An 18935-nucleotide genomic window follows, 5' to 3' on the forward strand; every position below is an offset into this window, starting at 1 on the left:
CCTGCCGCGATAGATTTCGGGGAGTACTGACGAGGCGTCCGATCGAGGGGGACAGATGGAGAGCCGGCAGCGCCGGGCTCCGGTCCGGGTGATCCCGCCCGTCGCGCCGCCCGGCCGGTTACCATCGCCCCTATGCCAGCGCCGTACCACCTCGCCGGGGACCCCGAGCGGCTGCCCGGGCACCCTCGACAGGGGGTGCTGAGTTGTGGTATACCACAGCCTGGCCAGCCAGCCAGCCAGCCAGCCAGCCAGCCAGCCAGCCAGCCAGCCAGCCAGCCAGCCAGCCAGCCAGCCAGCCAGCCAGCCAGCGGGCGGGCCGGTCGGCGGTGGCCGACGTGCTGTTCGCGGTCCGGTCGGCGGCCGCGCTGCACCGGCTGCTGGACCTCCTCCCGGTCTTCGAGGGCGACGAACGCGTCCGCTGCCGCTTCACCCTCGTCCCCGGCTCGGAGTTCGACACCGACGCGCTGGCGGCCGTCGAGTCCTCCGGCGCCCGCTGCCTGCCCTGGCACCGGGCGCTGGCGTCCCGGCATGATCTGATCCTGACCGCCAGCCCCAAGGGCGACCTGGGATCCCTGCGCGGCCACCAGGTGCTGCTGCCGCACGGCGCGGGCTTCAACAAGGCGCTCCCCGACGAGGGTTCGGCCGCCCTCCCGTCCGGCCTGGACCCCGCCTTCCTGCTCACCGACGGCCGCCCGACCGCCGCCCTGCACGCCCTCGCCCACCCTGCCCAGGTCGAACGGCTGGCCGACCAGTGCCCGGCGGCCACCGACCGCGCGATGGTGGCCGGCGACCCGACCCTCGACCGCGTCCTGGTCTCCCGCGACCGCCGCGACACCTTCCGGGCCGCGCTCGGGACGGGCGGGCGCCGGCTGGTGGTGCTCTCCTCCACCTGGGGCCCGGAGTCGCTGCTGGCCCGCCGCCCCGAACTGCCCGCGCTGCTGGCCTCCTGCCTGCCGCACGACGCCTTCCAGCTGGCGCTGATCGTGCACCCCAACGAGTACAGCAGGACCGGCCGGATGGACCTCGCCCGCCGGCTGCGGCCCGCACTGGACGCGGGCATGGTGCTGGCCGGGCCGTACGAGCAGTGGGCGGCGCTGCTGGTCGCCGCCGACACCGTGGTGACCGACCACGGTTCGGTGGCGCTCTACGCGGCGGCGCTGGACCGGCACCTGGTCGCCGCCTGTGACGGCCGGGGCGAGCTGGTGCCGGACAGCCCGATGGCACGGCTGCTGGCGGCGGTGCCCCAGCTGGACCTCGCCGACCCGGAGACGGCTCCGGCCCTGCTCGACCCGCCCACGGACGCCCCCGTCGGCACCCGCCGCTTCGCCGAGGCCGCCTTCGCCCTCCCCGGGGAGTCCCTGGACACCCTCCGCCCCGAGCTCTACAAGCTGCTCGGACTGGTCCCGCCGCCGTACCCGGTCCAGCCCCGGCCGCTGCCCGTCCCACCGGCCGCCCCGCCCGCCCCGTCGGCCTTCGCGGTCCGGGCCCGGGTGGACGGGCGGGAGGTCGGCATCGACCGGCTGCCGACCTGGACGGACCTGCCGTTCCACCACCGGGCCGCCGAGTACGGGCGTGCCGGGACCCGCCAGCTGGAGAGCGCCGCCCTGCTCTACCGCCGCGTCGGCGCGCCCTCCCCGGCCTGGCACCAGGAGTACCGGACGGCCGCGGACTGGACCGCCGTGATGCTCGCCGAGTACCCCGGCTGCCGGACCGCGGGGATCGTCCTCTCCCCCACCGTCTGTCTGCTCCGACGCCGCGGCGGCGAGCCGTTCACCGTCCGGATCGAACCGCACCGGGACGGCGGCCGGGTGCGGCTCACCGACCCGGCCGCCGTGCTCTCCGCCGTCCACGCCTGGGCCGGAAGCGAAACCGGGGGCGGCCCGGAGCACTGGCCGCCGACCGAGCTGATCTGCCGCATCGGCGGCACACCCTACCGCGCCCGGCTGGAGCCCGCCGCCGACTCCGATCTACAGCAGCCGATCTGACGAAGCGTCAAGCGAACGCCCTACTCGGCCGGCCGCGCATCGCCCGTCCGTTCGCGCAGCTCCCGCACGGCGGCCCGGTGCCCGTCGGCGCCGCCCTCGTCCCCCGACTCCTCGCAGAACTCCACCAGCGTTTCCAGGACCCGCAGTTCGTCCTGGACGGAGTCGCGCGCCCGGGCCCCGGCCAGCGCCGCCTCGTACAGCCGGGCGGCCTCCTCCCGGCGGCCCGCCAGGCGCAGTGCCCCGCCCAGTTCGAAGCCGGTCCGCGAGGTCATCCGCTCGCGGCCGAGGGCCGTCGCCATGGCGTGCGCCTGCGTCAACAGCTCGACGCCACGCCCCGGTTCACCCATGCCCACGGCCGCCCGGCCCAGCAGGTAGGTCTGCAGCATCACGCCGTAGTCGTTGCCGATCGCCAGGTGCTCCTGTCGCGCCGCCTCGAAGTCCGGTGCGGCGGCGGCCCAGTCGCCCTGCACAGAGGCCAGCTTGCCCCGGAACTCGATCGCCGAGGCCCGCAGCTTGCGCGCCGGCGGCTCGTCGCCGAGCAGCCCGGAGCCGTTCACCGCCAGGCGCAGCTCCTCCGCCGCCTCCTGGTAGCGGTGCTTTTCCCAGAGCGGGCGGGCGAGTTGGCAGCGCATCCGGACGATCGCGGCGATGTCCCCGGCGCGCACGGCGGCCGCGACACCGTGGCCGAAGGCGTCGGTCACGTCCGCGTAGTGCTGGTGGTCCAGGAAGTGCGTCCAGAGCGCCTCGCAGAGCGCCACCGCGTCGGCGTCCAGCCCGTCCTCGTACGCGATCCGCACGCAGCCGTAGAGCGCCAGCCGCTCGGACTCCAGCCAGTGCATCGCCCGGTACTTGTCGGTGAACTCCACGTCCGGCGCCTCGCCCTGGGCGGGCCCGTCCGGCACCGGGCCGGAGACCGTCAGCCTCGGCCCGGCGGCCAGCAGGTCGGCCCGGCCCGCCTGCCGCCGGTACCAGCGCACCAGCCGGTGCCGCCCGGCCGCCGCCTCACCGTCCTCGGACCGCCGCCCGGCCCGGCGCAGGGCGTGACCGCGCAACAGGGCGTGCATGCCCAGTCCGTCCGGCCGCCGTTGCAGCAGTCCGGCGGTCTCCAGCTCCGCCAGCGCGTCCTCGGCCCGTTCCAGCCCGACGCCGAGCAGCGCGGCCGCGACGTGCCCGGTGACCACCGGCCCCGGGTGGTGGGGCAGCAGCCGGTACAGCCGCGCCGCGTCGGGGTCCAGGCCGGCGTACGCGGCGTCCCAGACGGCCTCCACCACGGGCAATCCGTTCCGGTGCAGCTCGGCGGTCAACTCCTCCACCAGGCGGCGGAGTTCCCGGTGACGGTGCTTGCGCACCCAGCGGCCGGCCACCTGCAGCGCGGCCGGCAGGCCCTCGCAGCGGCGGGCCAGTTCGGCGGCGGCCTCCGGGTCCGCGACCAGCCGGGAGTCGGCGACGGTCGCGCGCAGCAGGCTCACCGCGTCCTCGCCGGACAGCGGCCCGATCGGCAGTTCCACCGACCGTGCCCCGTCCAGGTCGTAGAGCGGACCGTGGCTGGTCACGATGACCACACCGGCGGACGAGGACGGCAGCAGCGGCTGCACCTCGGCCCCGCTCTGGGCGTTGTCCACCACGACCACCAGGCGCTTGTCCTGGGTGAGATCCCAGTACTGGCGGGCCCGGTCGGCGAAGCTCCGCGCCACCGCGGTCTCCGGGTCCAGCGAGCCGATGAGGCCGCCGAGCGCGTCGGCGACCTCGACCGCGCCGTCCCGCCGCAGGTCGTCCAGATCGACGTGGAGCACACCGTCCGGGCAGCTTCCCCGCTGCCGCAGTTCACGGGCCAGCCGGAACCCGAGCGCCGTCTTCCCGACCCCGCCCATCCCGCTCAGCGCCACCACCAGCGGCCCGCCCCCGGACCCCGACCCCTCCGCCACCGCCTCCAGCACCCGAGCCTGCTCGTCCGCCCGGTCCTCGAAGTGCGCCAGCTCCGGCGGCAGCTGGCACGGGGCCGACACCGCCCCCTCCGGCCCGTACACATGCAGCTGCCCAATGCTCTGCGCCTGCACGATGGACCCGGCCCGCGCCTGCCCGTCCACCCTGTTCCACGTCTCCTTGGCCACCCGCCAACTCTAGGGCCGAACCGTCCGGCACGGTGCCGGTCGACACGGTTCGGCGCACGCAGTCCGACCGTCAGGCACCGCAGGCCGCACGCCGGGGCCCCGGCGGCCGGGGGGGACGGCGGGTCTTGACCAAGACGGGGTTGACGGCGGTTTCCGGACAGGTCTATACCAGTGAGGACCCACGGCAAGTACGGCCCGCCGGTGGGTTGTTGAGCCCGGCGCGCCGCCCCCACAGTTGGCGCGGGTGGGCCTTCCCCTGCCGTTTCCTGGAGAGGTTTCCGATGGAACGCGCTCTTCCCCCACAGCGGAATCCCCAGCTGTTCGGACAGCAGACCCCCGAGCGGACCGGGCCCGGACGGCGCCGGAGCGGGCGGCGGACCGCCGTGGCCGTCGCCGGGGTGCTCGGGCTGGTGGCCGGCGGGCTCGCCGCGCTCGCCGGGACCGGGGCGGCGCTGGCCGCGGCCGGGCCCGCCGACGCGGGTACCGGGCTGGGCAGCAACTGGTACGCGTCCGCGCCGTACCTCATGCCCGAGGACAACAGCCCGCCGGACGCTGCGGCGGTGATGGACGCCACCGGGCAGAAGGCCTTCCAGCTGGCCTTCATCCTGGACAAGGGCGGCTGTAGCCCGGCCTGGGGCGGCACCTCCTCGATCGACACCGACACCACCATGCCCGCCGTGATCCAGACCATCCGCGCCAAGGGCGGCGACGTCTCGGTGTCGGTCGGCGGCTACGGCGGCAACAAGCTCGGCCAGGGCTGCGGCACGCCCGAGGCGACCGCCGCCGGGTACCAGAAGGTGATCACCAAGTACCAGCTCAAGGCGATCGACATCGACCTGGAGGAGCCGGAGTACGAGAACTCCGCCGCCATCCACAACGAGATCGGCGCCGCCCGGATCCTCCAGCAGAACAACCCGGGCCTGTACATCTCGATCACCACCGCCGGCACCAGCGCGGGCACCGGCTGGTTCGGCCAGCAGATGCTCAACGAGGCCAAGTCGCAGGGCTTCACGCCCGACAACTACTCGATCATGCCGTTCGACGGCGGCTTCAACGGCGCGTCCGCGCAGACCGACGCGCTGGTCAAGTTCAACCAGATCCTCCAGACCACCTTCGGCTGGACGGAGTCCAACGCCTACGCGCACGAGGGCGTTTCACTGATGAACGGCCGCACCGACGCCGCCGAGTACTTCCGGCAGGCGGACTTCCAGACCGTGCTCGACTTCGCCACCGCGCACAAGCTGGCCCGGTACACCTACTGGTCCGTCAACCGCGACCGCCAGTGCCCCGGCCCGGTCGACCCCGGGCTCTCCGGTTCCTGCTCCAGCGTGGCGCAGAACGACTGGGACTTCACCAAGTACACCGTGAAGTTCGCCGGCGCGACCCCGCCCACCAGCCCGAGCACCCCGCCCACCAGCCCGCCGCCGACCAGCCCGGGCACCTGCGCCGACCCGGCGTGGAGCGCCGCCACCACCTACACCACCGGCAGCAAGGTCTCCTACAACAGCCACGAGTACCACGCCAAGTGGTGGACGCTGAACGAGAACCCGTCCGCCAGTGGCCAGTGGGGCGTCTGGTCCGACGACGGCCCCTGCTGAGCGGCCGGAACCGCGTGCGAGGGGGATCTCCCGGGCCGCCTCCACCCCGACGGCGTCGTGGACGGGCAGCACATCGATCTCTCCGATTCTCATGACCGGGCGAACCCCCCGCGCGGCCGTGCCGCATTCCCGGGTGGCGAAACCGCGGCACGGGCTCGGAAACGGTCGCAGGGACGGCCACGGGAAACCGGCTCAGGACGGCGAATCGGCGAGCCGGTCGCGCAGGTTGGCCAGGATGCCGGCCGCCTCCCCGAGGTCGGCCCGGCGGCAGCGCTCGATGGCGGTGCCGAGCCTGGCCCGGGCGGCGTCGACGCGGCCGAGGTCGGTGCCCTCGATCAGCGCGGCGACCCGGACCGCCTCGGCCCGCGGCAGTTCCGCCTCGGCGCCGCCCGCCTCGTAGGCGGTGATCGCGAGGTCAGCCGAGGCCAGCGCCTCCTCGTGACGGCCGGCGACGGCGTAGACCCGGGCCCGTTCGAAGTGGGCGGCGCCGCTCTGGTGCCAGGCGGTGAACGGCTGGCCCTCCTCCTCGGCCCGCGCCCGCACGGCGTCGGCCTCGACGAGGCGCTCCAGCGCCGAGTCCAGCCCGCCGGGGCCCTCCGCGTGCATGGTGAGCCGGGCGAACTCCCGGAGCGTGGCGGCCATCTGGTCGGCGCGCGGCGCCTTGGCGTGGGCGGCGAGGGCGCGCTCGCGGGCGGCGTGCGCGGCCTCCCAGCGGCCCGCCTCGGCCAGCGCGACGGTCGCCTCGCAGGCGACCACGGTGTGGGTCTGCTGGTCCTCCCAGCCCGCGACGAGGTCGGCGAGCCGCAGGTACTCCTCCGCCGAGTCCCGGAACTCCTCCAGCGCGAACAGCCCCCGGGCGAGGTCCAGCCGGACCTGCGCCAGCATCCGCTCGTCCAGCTCCGCCGCGCCGGCGTCGTGCAGCACCGACTCCAGGACGGCGACCGCGTCGGCCGCCCGGCCGCTCTCCCGCAGCTGGTCGGCGAGTTGCAGCCGGACCTGGGCCGCCTCCTCGGCGCCCGCCGCACCCTTGCGGTCGTACCTCGCGGCGGCCTCGGACAGCGCCCGGACGGCCGCGCCCGTGTCCCCGAGGTGCGCGCTCGCGTGGCCGAGCATCATGTACGTCGGCGCGAACGGGTAGGAGTCGTCCGCCCACCGGGTGGCCTCGGCCAGGGCCCGGTGGAGGACCGTCACGGCCTCGGCGGACTCGCCGCTCTGGAGCAGCACCTGGCCCAGCAGACCGAGCACCCGCGGTGTCTGCCAGGGCAGTTCGGCGGCGTCCAGCTGCTCCAGGGTCCGCCGCAGCTCGGCCGCGGCCTCGGCCAGCCGGCCCTGCCGGGCCGCCGCGTCCGCGCTGTACTGGTGGGCGGTGGCGGCGCGCCGGGCCGAGCCGCGCTCGGCGCTCTCCCGCCGGTACGCGGCGACGGCCGTCTCGAAGCGCTCGACGGCCTCGGCCGGTGGCTCCGGCAGCGACCGCACCAGGTCGTGGTGGGCGGCGAAGGCCCGGCACTGAAGGACGATCAGATAGTCGTCCGCGGCCAGACCGTTCTCGTCGGCCAGCAGCTCCTCGGCGCGGTGCAGGGCCGCGTCCAGGGCGGGCCAGTCCACCGTCACGCCCTCGACGTCGCCGAGCTCGACCACCAGGGTGCGGGTGCGCACCACCAGGGCCTGGCCGAGCAGCCCCTCCTGCTCGAACAGCTCGGCGGCCTCCAGCAGTCCGGCCTTGCCGGCGGCGAAGTCGTCCCGGTCCAGCGCGGTGTGGGCCCGCTGCTCGGCGATCTCCGCGCGCAGCAGCCCGGCCGGGCCGGCCTCGGTGCCCTCCGTGTGGACGTAGTCCTCGGCGGTGAAGCGCGCGGTGACGCTCCGCCAGAGCCGGTCCGCGTCCGGGTGGCCGAGGGCGTCCAGCTCACGGGCCCTTACCACCAGGGCGGCGAAGTCCTCGGGCTCCGGCTCGGTCTCGCGGCGCGGTGCGGGCGCGGACGTGACGGCCGGGGCTCCCGCCAGCTCGGGCGAGGCGGCGGCCCGCACCCCGAGGGCGAGCGGCTCGGCGAGCAGCGGCTCCCGCTCCAGCCGGGCCCGGCGGCGCGCGCCCACCGCGTCGGTGCCGTTGCGGGCGTCGAAGCGGGCCGCCAGCGCGTCCGCCTCGGTGCGCAGGTGGGCCAGCAGCGAGTCGACCGTCCAGGAGACCCCGGGCGGGCCGCTGACGGTGAGCTCGCCGTGGCCGCGCCGGGCCAGACCGGCGATCAGCACCTCGACGCCGGTGAGGAAGTCGAGCCGGCCGATCGGGTCGCCGGTCACGTCGAACAGGTCGCGGTTCTCGGAGAGGATCTCCAGCCCGCGCGGCTCGTTGCCGGACAGCGCGCAGAACTCCACGTGCAGGCCGACCGCCCGCGCCATGCCGGACTTGCCCCGGGCGAAGCGGTAGCCGACCAGGTGGCTGGAGCGCGCCTCGTCCAGCCGGCCCTGACGCAGCAGCGGCAGCAGCGCGTAGGCGTGGCTGAGGTACGGCTCCTCGGCGCAGGTGCTCTCGCCGGCGAAGACCGGCCGCCAGGCCTCCAGCGCCCGCCGGTCGTCCCCGGCGCGCAGGTGGTGGGCGGCCTGGGAGCGGATCTCGCAGGCGTGGCAGTCGCTCAGCTCGGTACGCGGGCGGGCGGCCCACAGCTCGAAGGCGTCCTCGGCGTCCACGCCGGTGTGCGCGGCGAGGTGGAAGCGCTGGGCGTAGTAAGGCTGGAGGCCGTACCCGGCGGCGCGGTAGCGCTCGCGCATCTCGGTGTGCCAGCGGCGGACGGCCGCCAGCGGGACGTCGGGCGTGCCGATCAGCGCGGTGGCCACCCACTTGAAGCGCCAGAACACCTGGTGGCGGGCCCAGTCGCCGAAGCCGTCCGGATCGGTGTCCCAGAGCTTCAGCACCCGGGCGAAGACCACCGGGGCCTTGCTGCGCTCGCCGTCGTACTCGTACGCCTCCATCAGCTCCAGCAGCGCCATCGAGCGCACCCCGGTGTCGTCGAACTGCTCGGCGGCGTCGACGATCTCCTCGGCGGTGACGGTCCGCACGCGGCCGTACGGGCGGGCGTCGTTCTCCCGCAGGGCGGCCATCACCGCGTCGGTGGTGTCCAGCATTACGACTCCTTCTGCGGGCCGGCCGACTCGTGGCCGAGCATGGCGTGGTCGAGCAGGCTGATGAACGACCGGTTGAGCAGGGCGCTCTCGCTCGACCGCAGCGGGCGGCGGGTGAGCAGCACCGCCTGGCCGTACAGGGCCTCGACGGCGGTGACGGCGAGTTCGCGGCTGGTGATGGACGCGGCCCGGCGCACCAGCGGGTTGAGGTGGTTGAGCACCAGCTGGGCGCGGGGCACCTCGGCGCGCAGCGAACCCAGGATGTCGGCCCAGAGCCCGTCCGCCTCCTCGGCGAGCTGGGCGCGGGTGCGCTCGTGCCGGGCCTCGCGGTTGTCCAGCAGCAGCGCCGGGGCGCTGGTGGGGTGGAAGCTGCGCAGGGCGACGTCGCAGTCGAAGCGGCCGACCACCTCGCGGGCGATGGTGAGGAAGGCCGAGGCGGCGAGTTCGGCGGCCGGGTCGACGGTGTCCAGGTGCGCGGTGACCGTCCCCGGGTCGAGGTCGGCCACCGAGGTGCCGGGCCGGATCTCGGGCAGCCGGTGGACGAGGTCGCGGTCGTAGGTGTAGCCGCCGTTGACGACGCCGAGGCCGGCCGCGCCGGCGATCGGGGCGACCTGGCGGAACTCCTCGACGGTGCGGGTGACCAGGACGACCGGGTGGGCGCGGGCGAACTCGTCGAGCGTGACGTTGCCGTCGGTGGTCTCGAACGGCAGCCACGGCAGCAGCATCCGCAGCAGTTCGTCGTCGTAGCGGGCCAGTTCCTTGACGGCGAGGTGGTGCACGCCGATGAAGCGGTGCAGCAGCGCCGGGTCGCTGGCGGACAGGCCGGTGAGCCAGTCGCGGATGCGCGCGCCGAGCGCGTCCCGGACGGCGGCGAGCGTCTCGTCGGCGTAGAGGCCCTCGCGGGAGGCGGTGGGGCGCAGGCTGTCGGTGTCGACCACGCAGCGGACGAAGAACGCCCACTCGGGCAGGAGTTCGTCGGCCTGGTCGGAGAGCAGCATGCCCTTGAGGTGGACCCGGTGGCCGGAGCGGCGGGACGGCGGGGCGGCGTCCGGCAGGACGTAGGCGACGCCGCGCAGGCCGACCAGCGGGAGGTCCAGCTCGATGGTGTCCAGCGGGGTGAAGTCGAAGGTGGCACGGCAGTACTCGGCCAGCGCGTCGCGGCGGGCCAGCGGGGAGCCGTGTCGGTCGGCCCACGGCGGCGTCCGGTTGACGGGCGTGGCGGTGCCGCGGGCGTCCACCACGGTCACCTCGTGGCGGAGCAGGCTGCCGAAGTCCCGGGCGAGCGCGAGGACCCGGTCGGAGCGGGTCCACTCGGCGGCGTCGGCGCGCGGCGCCAGCCGGACGGTGGTGCCGGGCTCGGGCTTGGCCTCCGGCGGCAGGGTGCGGATGGTGTAGCGGCCGTCGGAGCCGCCGCGCCACTCGATGACGGGGGCGTCCGGGGTGGCGGCGGAGCGGGTGACGACGGTGATCTCGTCGGCCACCACGAAGCAGGCCAGCAGGCCGATACCGAACTGGCCGATGAAGTCGCCCCGGGCCCGGGCCAGCCCCGCGCCGTCGAGGCGGCCCTCGGCGTCGCGCTTGGAGCTGCGGCCGATGGTGGCGAGGAAGGTGTGGACGTCGGCCTCGGTGAGGCCGATGCCGGTGTCGGTGACGGTCAGGTCGTCGCCGGCCACGACGGTGATCCGGGCGGGCGCGGCCGGGTCGAGCGCCTGCCGGGCGGAGATCGCGTCCACCGCGTTCTGCAGGAGTTCACGCAGGTAGACCCGGGGGCTGGAGTAGAGGTGGTGGGAGAGCAGGTCCACCAGGCCGCGCAGGTCCACCTGGAAGGTGTGCGCACTCGTCGGGTTCTCGGATGGGGACACCGGAGGCTCTTTCGCTCGCGTGGGTGTGGAGGTGTTCGGGGGTGTGCAGGCGTTCGGGGCGGGGCCGGGGTGCGGCCTCGGGCGGGCGGTACCAGGTCGGGCAGCTCGGGTGGCGGTCCTAGCGGGCGCACCGGTCGCGGTGGGCGCGGAAGTTGGCCACGGGGTCGCCGGCCAGGTAGCCCCAGGGCGAGTCGGTGACGGCCCCGTCGAGCGCTTCGAACAGGGTGTGCGCCGTCTCCCGCTCGTCGGCGAGCGAGAAGGCCATCGCGAAGGTGTTGTAGGCGCTCTGCCAGCCGCGCGGACGCGGGTACGCCGGGTGCAGGACGGACCGCCGGGCCGCCTCGTGCAGTTCGGCCCGGACGGCCGGGCTGGTGAGGTAGGCGTGGTCCTCGCCGTCCGCGAGGTCCAGCCAGCGCTCCAGGTGCGCGAGGGCGACCAGCTCGCCGAGCGGGCTGCCCTCGGGTGCGGCGAGCATCGAGGCGCGGGCGAACTCGTGCATCTGGTCGTGCGAGCCGCCCCACTTGGCGCACAGCTGCTGGAGCCGCTGCTTGTGCGAGGCCAGGTGCCCGGGGTGGCGGCGCAGCGCGGCCTCGAACCGGTACCGGGCGACGTCCCGGCCGAGCGAGGCGCCGCGGGCGCTGATCTGCAGGAAGTACCAGGGGGCGAGCCAGCTCGGCTCGCGCTCGGCCACCTCGAACAGCTGCTCCTCGGCGGTCTCCAGCCGCTGGTGGAACAGCTTCCACTGCTCCTCCGTCACATGGGCGGCCCGGGCCCGGGTGCGGGCCTCCCACGCCCAGGAGACGTGCCGGGCTCCGGAGAGCAGCAGCGGCAGCGCGTCGCCGGGCTCGGCGGCGACGGCCCTGTCCGTCCACGCCTCGACGCCGCCGACCTCGGACAGCGCGATCAGGATCCGGGTCAGCTCGGTGGCGTCCTCGACGGCGGCCAGCGCCGGGCCCAGCGCGACCCAGTCCCCCGCGGCCGCCTGGGCCAGCATCAGCCGCAGCTCCTCGTCGCCGAGGGCCTGGTCCAGCACCGGCTCGACGGTGCCGCGGGCGGTGGTACCGGAGGCGGTCCGTCTGCCGAATCCGAGCCCCCACCGGCCGGACCGACCCTCCGGAGCGTCCTCGTCGGAGCGGCGTCGGAAAAGCGGCATGGTGTGGCCCCCTCGAACATCATTGGCATCTTTCGCATGGCCGCACGCCGGCCACCCCAGACGCAGTACATATCACGCGCCGCCGACCCGCCGCCCGGCAGCCCCGGCCCTCCCGACCGGTGCTCCGGCCCAGGTCACCGCCGATGGGCATACCGCCGGGTGGTATCGCGGAAGGGGCTGGGGTGTGGCGGGGAGGAGGCCGGGGCGTGACGGGGGAAAGCGGGTGGCCCGGGGGGACGCAGGTGGCCCGGTGCGCGAACCGTGCGGGGAGGCAAGCCGGTCGGCCGCGTGACCACGGTAGTGAAGGCCACCCGCCCACGCGTTACGGTGACATGTTGCTGCCAGGCAGATTTGTGACGGCGGCGGGCGCGACCGGCCGGGCCGGCGATCCGTCACTCTGTGGAGCATGTACGCGATTCGCATCCATCTGGACACTCCGGATGGGCGGCCGCGGCCCGGCGGTCCGGTGGCGGCGCCGGCCGTGCGGGACGGGCTGGAGCGCGGGCTCCGGGGGCCGGCCCGACTCGACCACGCCCGGATCCGGGTGACGGCGGACGCGGTGGACGCGGTGGTGTTCGTGACGGCCGGCTGCCTGCTGGAGGCCGAGGCCGCACTGCGCGCCTCCTGCCTCGAACTGGCCGAGGCGGGTGGGACGTTGGAGGGATGGCGGCTTCGACACTGCGAGGCCGACTCCTGGTTGGCGCTGGGCCTGCCCGAGTTGCCCACCTGCCGCTGAGGCCGAAACCCAACCTCCTTGCAGGTGAACGCAGTTGCGGCGGGCGCGGCGAGGGCTCCGACCGACGGGCGTACCGGGCTCGGCCGGGGCGCGGCCGGGCTGGCCTCAGGGCGTCACGGCACTCCGGCGCCGGCTCCGGATGCCGACACGGACACCCGCCGACGGCGAGCCGAGCGAGCCGAAGCCCCGGACCACTGGCGCTCGTACGGTGGCCCGGGGCTCGACGCGCTCTGCCCGAAGCGTCGTCACACCACGGTCGGGGTGCGCAGCGACGCGAGGGTCTCGGAGTACAGCATCTCCTTGATCCGGCCGCGCGCCGGACGGGTCTTGCCGGCCAGCGCCCGGGCCCGCTCGACGGCGGCGGCCAGCAGCCCGGCCTCGTCGGCGACCTCCTCGACGATCCCGGCCGCGAGCGCCTCGCCGCCGCCGTAGCGGCGGCCGGTGGTCATCGCCTCGTGCGCGACCTGCGGAGCGAGCCGCGCCCGGATCAGGTCCGACATGCCCCGCTCGAAGGACAGGTCGAGATCCACCTCGGGCAGACAGAAGTAGCCGCGGTCCACCCGCATCACCCGGCTGTCGTGGGCCAGCGCCCACATCGCCCCGGCGGCGAAGGTGTGCCCGTTCAGAGCGGCGACGGTGACGACCGGCGAGGCCAGCGTGCGGGCGAGCAGCGCGTGCACCCGGTCGAGGTAAGCGGCGAACCGGTCGCCGTTGTTCAGCAGCCAGTCGAGGTCCAGTCCGTTCGACCAGAACTTGCCGCTGCCCGCCGTGACCAGCGCCCTCGGGCCCGACGCGGCCTCCACCTCGTCGAACGCGGCCTCCAGCACCGTGAGCCGGTCGGGGTGGAACCGGTTCTCGTCGTCGGCGTCGAGATGCAGGACGAAGACCTCGCCGTCCCGCTCCAGCTTCGGCATGCGTCACTCCTGTCGCGTGATGGTGGCGTCCGTGCCCCACGGCACGGACGGTGAAGCGCCGGGGACGGCGGGGGGTGGACGACGGGCGGCGGCAACAGATGACAGGTTTCAGATAACAGATAACAGATTTCGAAATCTGTTATCTGAAACTTGTCATCCGTCAGCCGTTGCCCGCCCAGCACCCCGCAGCCCCGAACCCCGGTGTCAGCCCGCCGACCCGGTCAGGGTCAGCCCCTCCAGCCGCCCCTGCTCGTACGCGGCCACGATGGCGCGCCGCTGGAGCTTGCCGCTGCTGGTGCGCGGCAGCTGTCCGGGCTTGAGGTAGTGCACGTCCTCGGCCCGCACGGTGACGCCGATCGCGCCCGCCAGATACTCGACGATCCGCGCCCGGCTGCCCGGTATGTCCTCGCGGGCCTCGCGGTCCACCTCGGCCAGGACGACGATGCCGGTGCCGATCTGGGCGACGGCCGTCCGGCCCTCGCGGACGAACGGCAGCCGCTCCAGGGCCTGTTCGAAGTCGGCGGCGAACAGGCTGCGGCCGCCGACTTTGATCCGGTCGCTGATCCGGCCGGTGATGAACAGCTCCCCGCCGTCGAGGAAGCCGATGTCACCGGTGGCGTAGTAGCCGTCCGCGCCCCGGATCGGGTGCGACCGGTCGAAGTAGGCCTCGGCCAGGCTGCCACCGGCCAGTTCGATCTCGCCGAGCTCGCGCTCCCCGCAGAGCCGCCCGTCCTCGCCCCGCAGCCGGACGGTGAACTCCGCCATCGGCGGGCCCACCGAGATCGCCGGCACACCGGACGGCGAGTCCACCACCCGGATCTCGCCGCCCACCGGCCTGCTCGCCACCAGCAGCACCGCCTCGGCCATGCCGTAGCAGGGCATGAAGACGTCCCGCCGCAGGCCCGCCGGTGCCATCAGGTCCAGGAAGGCCTCCAGGTTCGGCAGGTTGATGGGCTCGCTGCCCAGGTAGACCGACCGGATCCCGGAGACGTCGATCGCGGCGATCTCCTCCTCGTCCAGGCCCTCCATCAGCTTCAGCGAGTAGTCCACGGCGAAGTTCGGGATCACCGTGCCGATGGCCCGCTCCCGCCCCAGGTGCTCCCACCAGCCGCGGGCGTCGAACAGGAAGGTCACCGGCTCGGCGAGCAGCAGGTCGCAGCCGGCCGCGAAGCAGGACAGCATGCCGCCGACCAGACCCATGTCGTGGTAGAGCGGCAACCAGCTGCTGACCCGCTCCTCGGGCCGGCGCCCGTCGGTACGGGTGATCATGGCGAGGTTGGCGCGCAGCCGCCCCTGGGTGACCGGGACGCCCTTGGGGAAGGACGTCGACCCGGAGGAGAACTGCACGAACGCCGGCTCGTCCGCCCCCGGCGTCCGCAGTCGGGCACCGGCCTTGCGGATCCCGGCCGGTGGCAGCGGCAGCGGCAGCACGTCCGCCGGCGGGTCGACGGCGGCCAGGGTCGGCACGGCCAGGATCCGGGCCGCGCCGAAGTCCGCCGCGATCCGGGCCAGGAACTCCTGGTAGCCGTCCCTTGGCGTGTTCAGCACGAACGGCTTGACCGAGAGCGGGACGGCACCGAGCTCCATCAGCCCCAGGAACGCGAGGATCACCGGTAGGGAGGTCTCGTACGGGAAGACCACCCGGGTGCCGGGCTCGATCCCCTGCTCACGGAAGAAGTCCGCGTAGGCGGCGACCTGTTCGGGGAAGTCCCGGTAGGCCGTGAACTCCGGCGGGTCGTCGAACTTGTCGTACAGATAGAGCCCCCGCTCGGGCGGGCACTCCTGGTTGCGCTGGATGTACTCGAGCACCTGACCCCTCCCACTCCTCCGTCAGTGCGCACATCACGCCTTCACCGCACAGCTGTTGATGATCCATCAGAATTTGGCGGAAGCGGCGATGAAGTCCTGCAGGGACACCAGGCACCGCTTCCCGGCGTCCAGGAAGGCCACCGTCACCAGCGCGTCCACCGCCGGGTCGCCGGAGCCGCCGGCCTCGGGCAGGTGGATCCGCTGGCGGAACCGGGCGCGGAAGGTGAGGCCGTCCTCGTCCCATTCCTCCACCGAGGGCGACTCCAGGGCGGTCCGGACCTCGACCCGGCCGCGCGGGATCTCCGCCCGGTAGTCGATCTCGGCACGGGCGACCACCGCGATCACTCGGTCGCCGTGGACGAGACCCTGTCCGCCGAGCCAGTCCCACCGCCCGGCCTCCAGGTACTCGAGGGCGACCGCGTTGTTGACGTGCCCCAGCGCGTCGAGGTCGTTGGGGCGCACCGGGAGCATGAGGCGTGTTTCGCCGAAGAACACGTCGGACCGTCCGTTTTGCTCGTGCCGAAAGAATCCTGGCCGGCCGGATACCCCGCCGGCGCCCCGCGGGCGGGGCCGCGACAACCGGGACCGCGACAACCGGGGCCGCGGCCACGTCAGTTGTCGAGGAGGTCCATCCAGGTGTCCTCGACCTCCTCGCGGGAGTGGACCTCGATTCCGGTGATCTTCTTCAGGGCGCCACAGACCAGCTGCTCCTTCTTCTCCAGCGCCTCGGGCCGGTAGCCGGTGTCGGCCGTGTCGAGGTGGTCCCACCAGTTGACGTGGGTGCCCCGGTCCTCCTTCTGGTCCCGGGCGCTGCCCTGGAGTTCGCCGTCCTCGCGGAGGAAGAGGTGGGCCACCGCGAAGGCGTCCTTGGCGGGGTACTCGCCGCTGTCCACCAACGCCTTCGCGAACGACACGAAGTAGTTGCGGTGCTGGATCTCGTCGGCGGCGACCTGCTTGAAGATGCGGCGCAGGCCCTCGTCCTGGATCACGTGCTGGCACTGGCCGTAGTTGACCGCGGCGGTGATCTCGGAGATCGCGAGCAGCACCAGGGTGCGCAGCATGTCGTCGTCCGGGAACACCTTGCGGAACGCCAGGAAGGTCTCGTCGTCGATCGGTTCCATCCCGCTGACGTCGGCCAGCCGGTTGAAGACCGTCTCGTGGTGGGCCTCCTCCTCGTTCCAGTACCGGCTCCAGGTGCCGCAGGCCTCCATGACCGCCGCGAGCGCCGGGTTGGTCCTCTCCCAGCGGCGCACCTCGGCCTCGGCCTGGCGCTCCAGCCGGTCCGCGCCGGGCTTGGTGGTGAGTTCGGCCCGGCCGGCGTTCCAGACCAGGTTGCGGTCGAGCGGGGTGAGGCTGTCCAGGTCGACGGCGGACAGCAGCTCGACGACGCTCCACCGGCGGGACTCGTGCAGCCGCTGCTGCTCCCAGACCACGTCGACCAGGGACATCCTGCGGACGGTCAGCGCGTCCCAGAGGTCGGTGATGATGGCCGGCGGCGCGCTGGAGACGATCGGCTTTCGGATGACCGGAACGGCGGTGTCCGCCTCGCTGATGCTCACGCGGCCTCCTCCTTGGCCTTCTGCTTCTCGAACTCCGCCAGGAAGACCTGCAGCACCGTGGTGGTCGGGGTGTCGAGGGGCAGGGAAGGCAGCCGCACCCGCACGCCGTAATCCTTGCGGAGGCCGTTGGCCGTCCGGGCGAACGCCTCCATGAGGTCGATGCTGTTGGTCATCTTCGGGCTGCGGCCGATCACCGCGGCCAGCGTCACGTCGTCGGCGAAAACCTCGTCGTCCGCGAGGCCGGCGTGCTCGCCGAATTTCTGCCGGATGTAGGACTCAACTTCGGGCGTCACCATGGCTCAGAACCATACTGGCTGGTAACCGCAACAGCCAAGTGATCCAAGTTACATAATAACTGACGATTCATCAGTCAAAATATCCAGGCATGCCGGATCAACCCCTTTCTCCTGCACCGGGGTTGGTGACCGCCCTCCTCCCGGCCGCTAGGCGGGTGCCGGCCGGGCACCGCGGCGGACGGTCAGGGCGGTGAGCACCGCGACGGCGAGCGCGAAGCCGATCGCCAGATACCAGGTGGTGCGGGCCCCGCCCAGCACGTCGGCCGCGGAGGAGGTCACGATGGACACCGCGAGGGCCGTCCCGAGCACCGCGCCGAGCTGCCGGAAGGCCGCGTTGGCCGCGCTCGCGGTGGCCAGCCGGGCGGGCTCGACCCCGGCCAGGGCCACCGCGCCGAGCACCGGCCAGACCAGGCCGGCCCCGAGGCCCATCACCGCCGCCCCGGGCAGCCAGTGGGTGAGGAAGTCGGGGCTCCGTCCGCCGCCCCAGAGCAGCAGCAGGGTGCCGGCGATGTAGATCAGGCAGCCGGCGACGACCACCGGGCGGTCCCCGAACCGGTCCGCGAACCGGGTCGCCGGCCGGGCGATCAGCGCCGTGGCGATCGGCGGCGGCGTGGTGGCCAGGCCCGCCGCGATCAGCGACCAGTGCCAATGCCCGGTCAGGAAGAGGATGTTGTTCAGGATGACGGCGTAGAAGGTGACCGAGAAGAGCATCGAGCCGATGTTGCCGCCGACGGCGCTGCGCGAGCGGAGCAGGTCGAGCGAGATCACCGGCGCCGGGTGGCGGGCGCTGCGGGCCACCGCCGCGACCGCAAACAGCGCGCCCACGGCCAGCGAGCCGAGGGTGCCCGCACTCGTCCACCCCCAGTCCGGGCCCTTGACCAGCCCCAGGGCGAGCAGGCCGAGCGCGGCGCCGAGCAGGGCCGCGCCCAGCACGTCCGGGGTCGGGCCACGGGGTTCACGCTGCTCGGTGAGGCGCCGGGAGGCCCACACGGCGACGGTCCCGATCGGGAGGTTCACCAGGAAGACCGCCCGCCAGGACCAGTGTTCGGCGAGCAGTCCGCCGAGGCCGGGGCCGATCCCGGCGGCCAGCGCCGCCGCCGCGCCCCAGATGGTGATCGCGATCAGCCGCCGCGCCATCGGGAACATCGGCATCAGCAGGGCGAGTGAGGTCGGCACCAGGATCGCGGCACCCACCGCCTGCACCAGCCGGGCCGCGATCAGCACCGCCGCCGAGCCCGCGGCCCCGCAGACCACCGAGGCGAGGGTGAAGGTGGTCAGGCCGACGGCGAAGGCCCGCCGGCAGCCCAGCCGGTCGGCCGCCCGGCCGGCGGGCATCAGGAAGGCCGCGATCACCACGTTGTAGCCGTTGAGCACCCAGGAGAGGGTGGGCAGGTCGGAGCCGGAGAAGGTCTTGGCGATGTTCGGGAACGCCACGTTCACGATGGTGCTGTCCAGAAAGGCCACGAACGCCCCCAGGCAGCAGAGCAGCACCAGTCCGACGGGCGGCCTTCCGGGTGAACTCGCCACGATGTCAAGGCTCTTGTCGGAGCCGACGGGCAGGTCGGCCATGCATGCGTCCTTCCCTCGGCGGACGGGCGGACGGGCGCACACCGGTGGGCCCGATCACCATGCGCTTTGTTACCCGCCAGTGTCAATCCCCACCGTCCCGTCCAATGCCCATGCCTGATGGACCGTCGGCCTCATGCCGATACGGCTGCCGCACCACTGCTCGCACCGGTTCAGGCGCGAGGGACGGCGAGGCCGTCGGCAGGGGCGTTCGGCGTCCGGCACACGCCGG

Annotated in this window: 13 protein-coding genes; 3 read left to right on the plus strand and 10 right to left on the minus strand. The window is 73.9% G+C overall.

The window, feature by feature from the left end:
• The first annotated feature begins 335 nt into the window (after nucleotides 1-335).
• Nucleotides 336-1985, plus strand: coding sequence for a translation initiation factor 2 (locus ACIP82_RS02895; protein WP_400650162.1), 1650 nt, complete (start codon nucleotides 336-338; stop codon nucleotides 1983-1985).
• Nucleotides 1986-2005: 20 nt separating this feature from the next.
• Here the strand turns inward: ACIP82_RS02895 and ACIP82_RS02900 are convergent, their stop codons facing one another.
• Complete coding sequence (locus ACIP82_RS02900) at nucleotides 2006-4096, minus strand: NB-ARC domain-containing protein (RefSeq protein WP_400650164.1); 2091 nt, start codon at nucleotides 4094-4096, stop codon at nucleotides 2006-2008.
• Between the two features lie 281 nt (nucleotides 4097-4377).
• Between ACIP82_RS02900 and ACIP82_RS02905 the strand changes: the two genes are divergently transcribed.
• Nucleotides 4378-5694: a carbohydrate-binding protein gene (locus ACIP82_RS02905; protein ID WP_400650167.1), complete on the plus strand. Its 1317-nt coding sequence runs from the start codon at nucleotides 4378-4380 to the stop codon at nucleotides 5692-5694.
• A gap of 192 nt (nucleotides 5695-5886) precedes the next feature.
• Here the strand turns inward: ACIP82_RS02905 and ACIP82_RS02910 are convergent, their stop codons facing one another.
• The 3 genes from ACIP82_RS02910 to ACIP82_RS02920 form a co-directional block, all read right to left on the minus strand.
• Nucleotides 5887-8811: a hypothetical protein gene (locus ACIP82_RS02910; RefSeq protein WP_400650170.1), complete on the minus strand. Its 2925-nt coding sequence runs from the start codon at nucleotides 8809-8811 to the stop codon at nucleotides 5887-5889.
• Nucleotides 8811-10670 (minus strand): HSP90 family protein, encoded by a 1860-nt coding sequence (locus ACIP82_RS02915; protein ID WP_363604292.1) that lies wholly within the window; start codon nucleotides 10668-10670, stop codon nucleotides 8811-8813. Before ACIP82_RS02915 ends, ACIP82_RS02910 begins: the two co-directional genes overlap by 1 nt.
• A gap of 118 nt (nucleotides 10671-10788) precedes the next feature.
• A complete protein-coding gene (locus ACIP82_RS02920) occupies nucleotides 10789-11823 on the minus strand; it encodes a hypothetical protein (protein ID WP_400650173.1) in 1035 nt (344 codons plus the stop codon).
• A gap of 406 nt (nucleotides 11824-12229) precedes the next feature.
• Here ACIP82_RS02920 and ACIP82_RS02925 point away from each other — a divergent pair, with 406 nt between their 5' ends.
• Nucleotides 12230-12559 carry a hypothetical protein gene (locus ACIP82_RS02925; RefSeq protein WP_400650176.1) on the plus strand — a complete coding sequence of 110 codons (330 nt, stop codon included), beginning with the start codon at nucleotides 12230-12232 and terminating at the stop codon, nucleotides 12557-12559.
• A 245-nt stretch (nucleotides 12560-12804) separates the two neighbouring features.
• Here the strand turns inward: ACIP82_RS02925 and ACIP82_RS02930 are convergent, their stop codons facing one another.
• From ACIP82_RS02930 to ACIP82_RS02955, 6 genes are all read right to left on the minus strand, one after another.
• Entirely contained in the window at nucleotides 12805-13473 is a 669-nt protein-coding gene (locus ACIP82_RS02930; protein WP_400650179.1) for an enoyl-CoA hydratase/isomerase family protein, read from the minus strand.
• 204 nt (nucleotides 13474-13677) lie between these two features.
• Nucleotides 13678-15282: an AMP-binding protein gene (locus tag ACIP82_RS02935; protein WP_400650181.1), complete on the minus strand. Its 1605-nt coding sequence runs from the start codon at nucleotides 15280-15282 to the stop codon at nucleotides 13678-13680.
• Between the two features lie 66 nt (nucleotides 15283-15348).
• The gene (locus ACIP82_RS02940; protein WP_400650184.1) at nucleotides 15349-15753 is read right to left on the minus strand and encodes an acyl-CoA thioesterase; all 405 of its coding nucleotides are present in this window, start codon (nucleotides 15751-15753) and stop codon (nucleotides 15349-15351) included.
• 140 nt (nucleotides 15754-15893) lie between these two features.
• A complete protein-coding gene (locus ACIP82_RS02945) occupies nucleotides 15894-16841 on the minus strand; it encodes an acyl-ACP desaturase (protein ID WP_400650187.1) in 948 nt (315 codons plus the stop codon).
• Entirely contained in the window at nucleotides 16838-17137 is a 300-nt protein-coding gene (locus ACIP82_RS02950; RefSeq protein WP_363604281.1) for a hypothetical protein, read from the minus strand. Before ACIP82_RS02950 ends, ACIP82_RS02945 begins: the two co-directional genes overlap by 4 nt.
• A gap of 147 nt (nucleotides 17138-17284) precedes the next feature.
• Nucleotides 17285-18706, minus strand: a complete 1422-nt coding sequence (locus ACIP82_RS02955) for an MFS transporter (protein WP_400650190.1) — start codon at nucleotides 18704-18706, stop codon at nucleotides 17285-17287.
• Between the last annotated feature and the right edge of the window lie 229 nt (nucleotides 18707-18935).

It is taken from the genome of Kitasatospora sp. NPDC088548, from assembly GCF_044753005.1.
Classification (GTDB): domain Bacteria; phylum Actinomycetota; class Actinomycetes; order Streptomycetales; family Streptomycetaceae; genus Kitasatospora.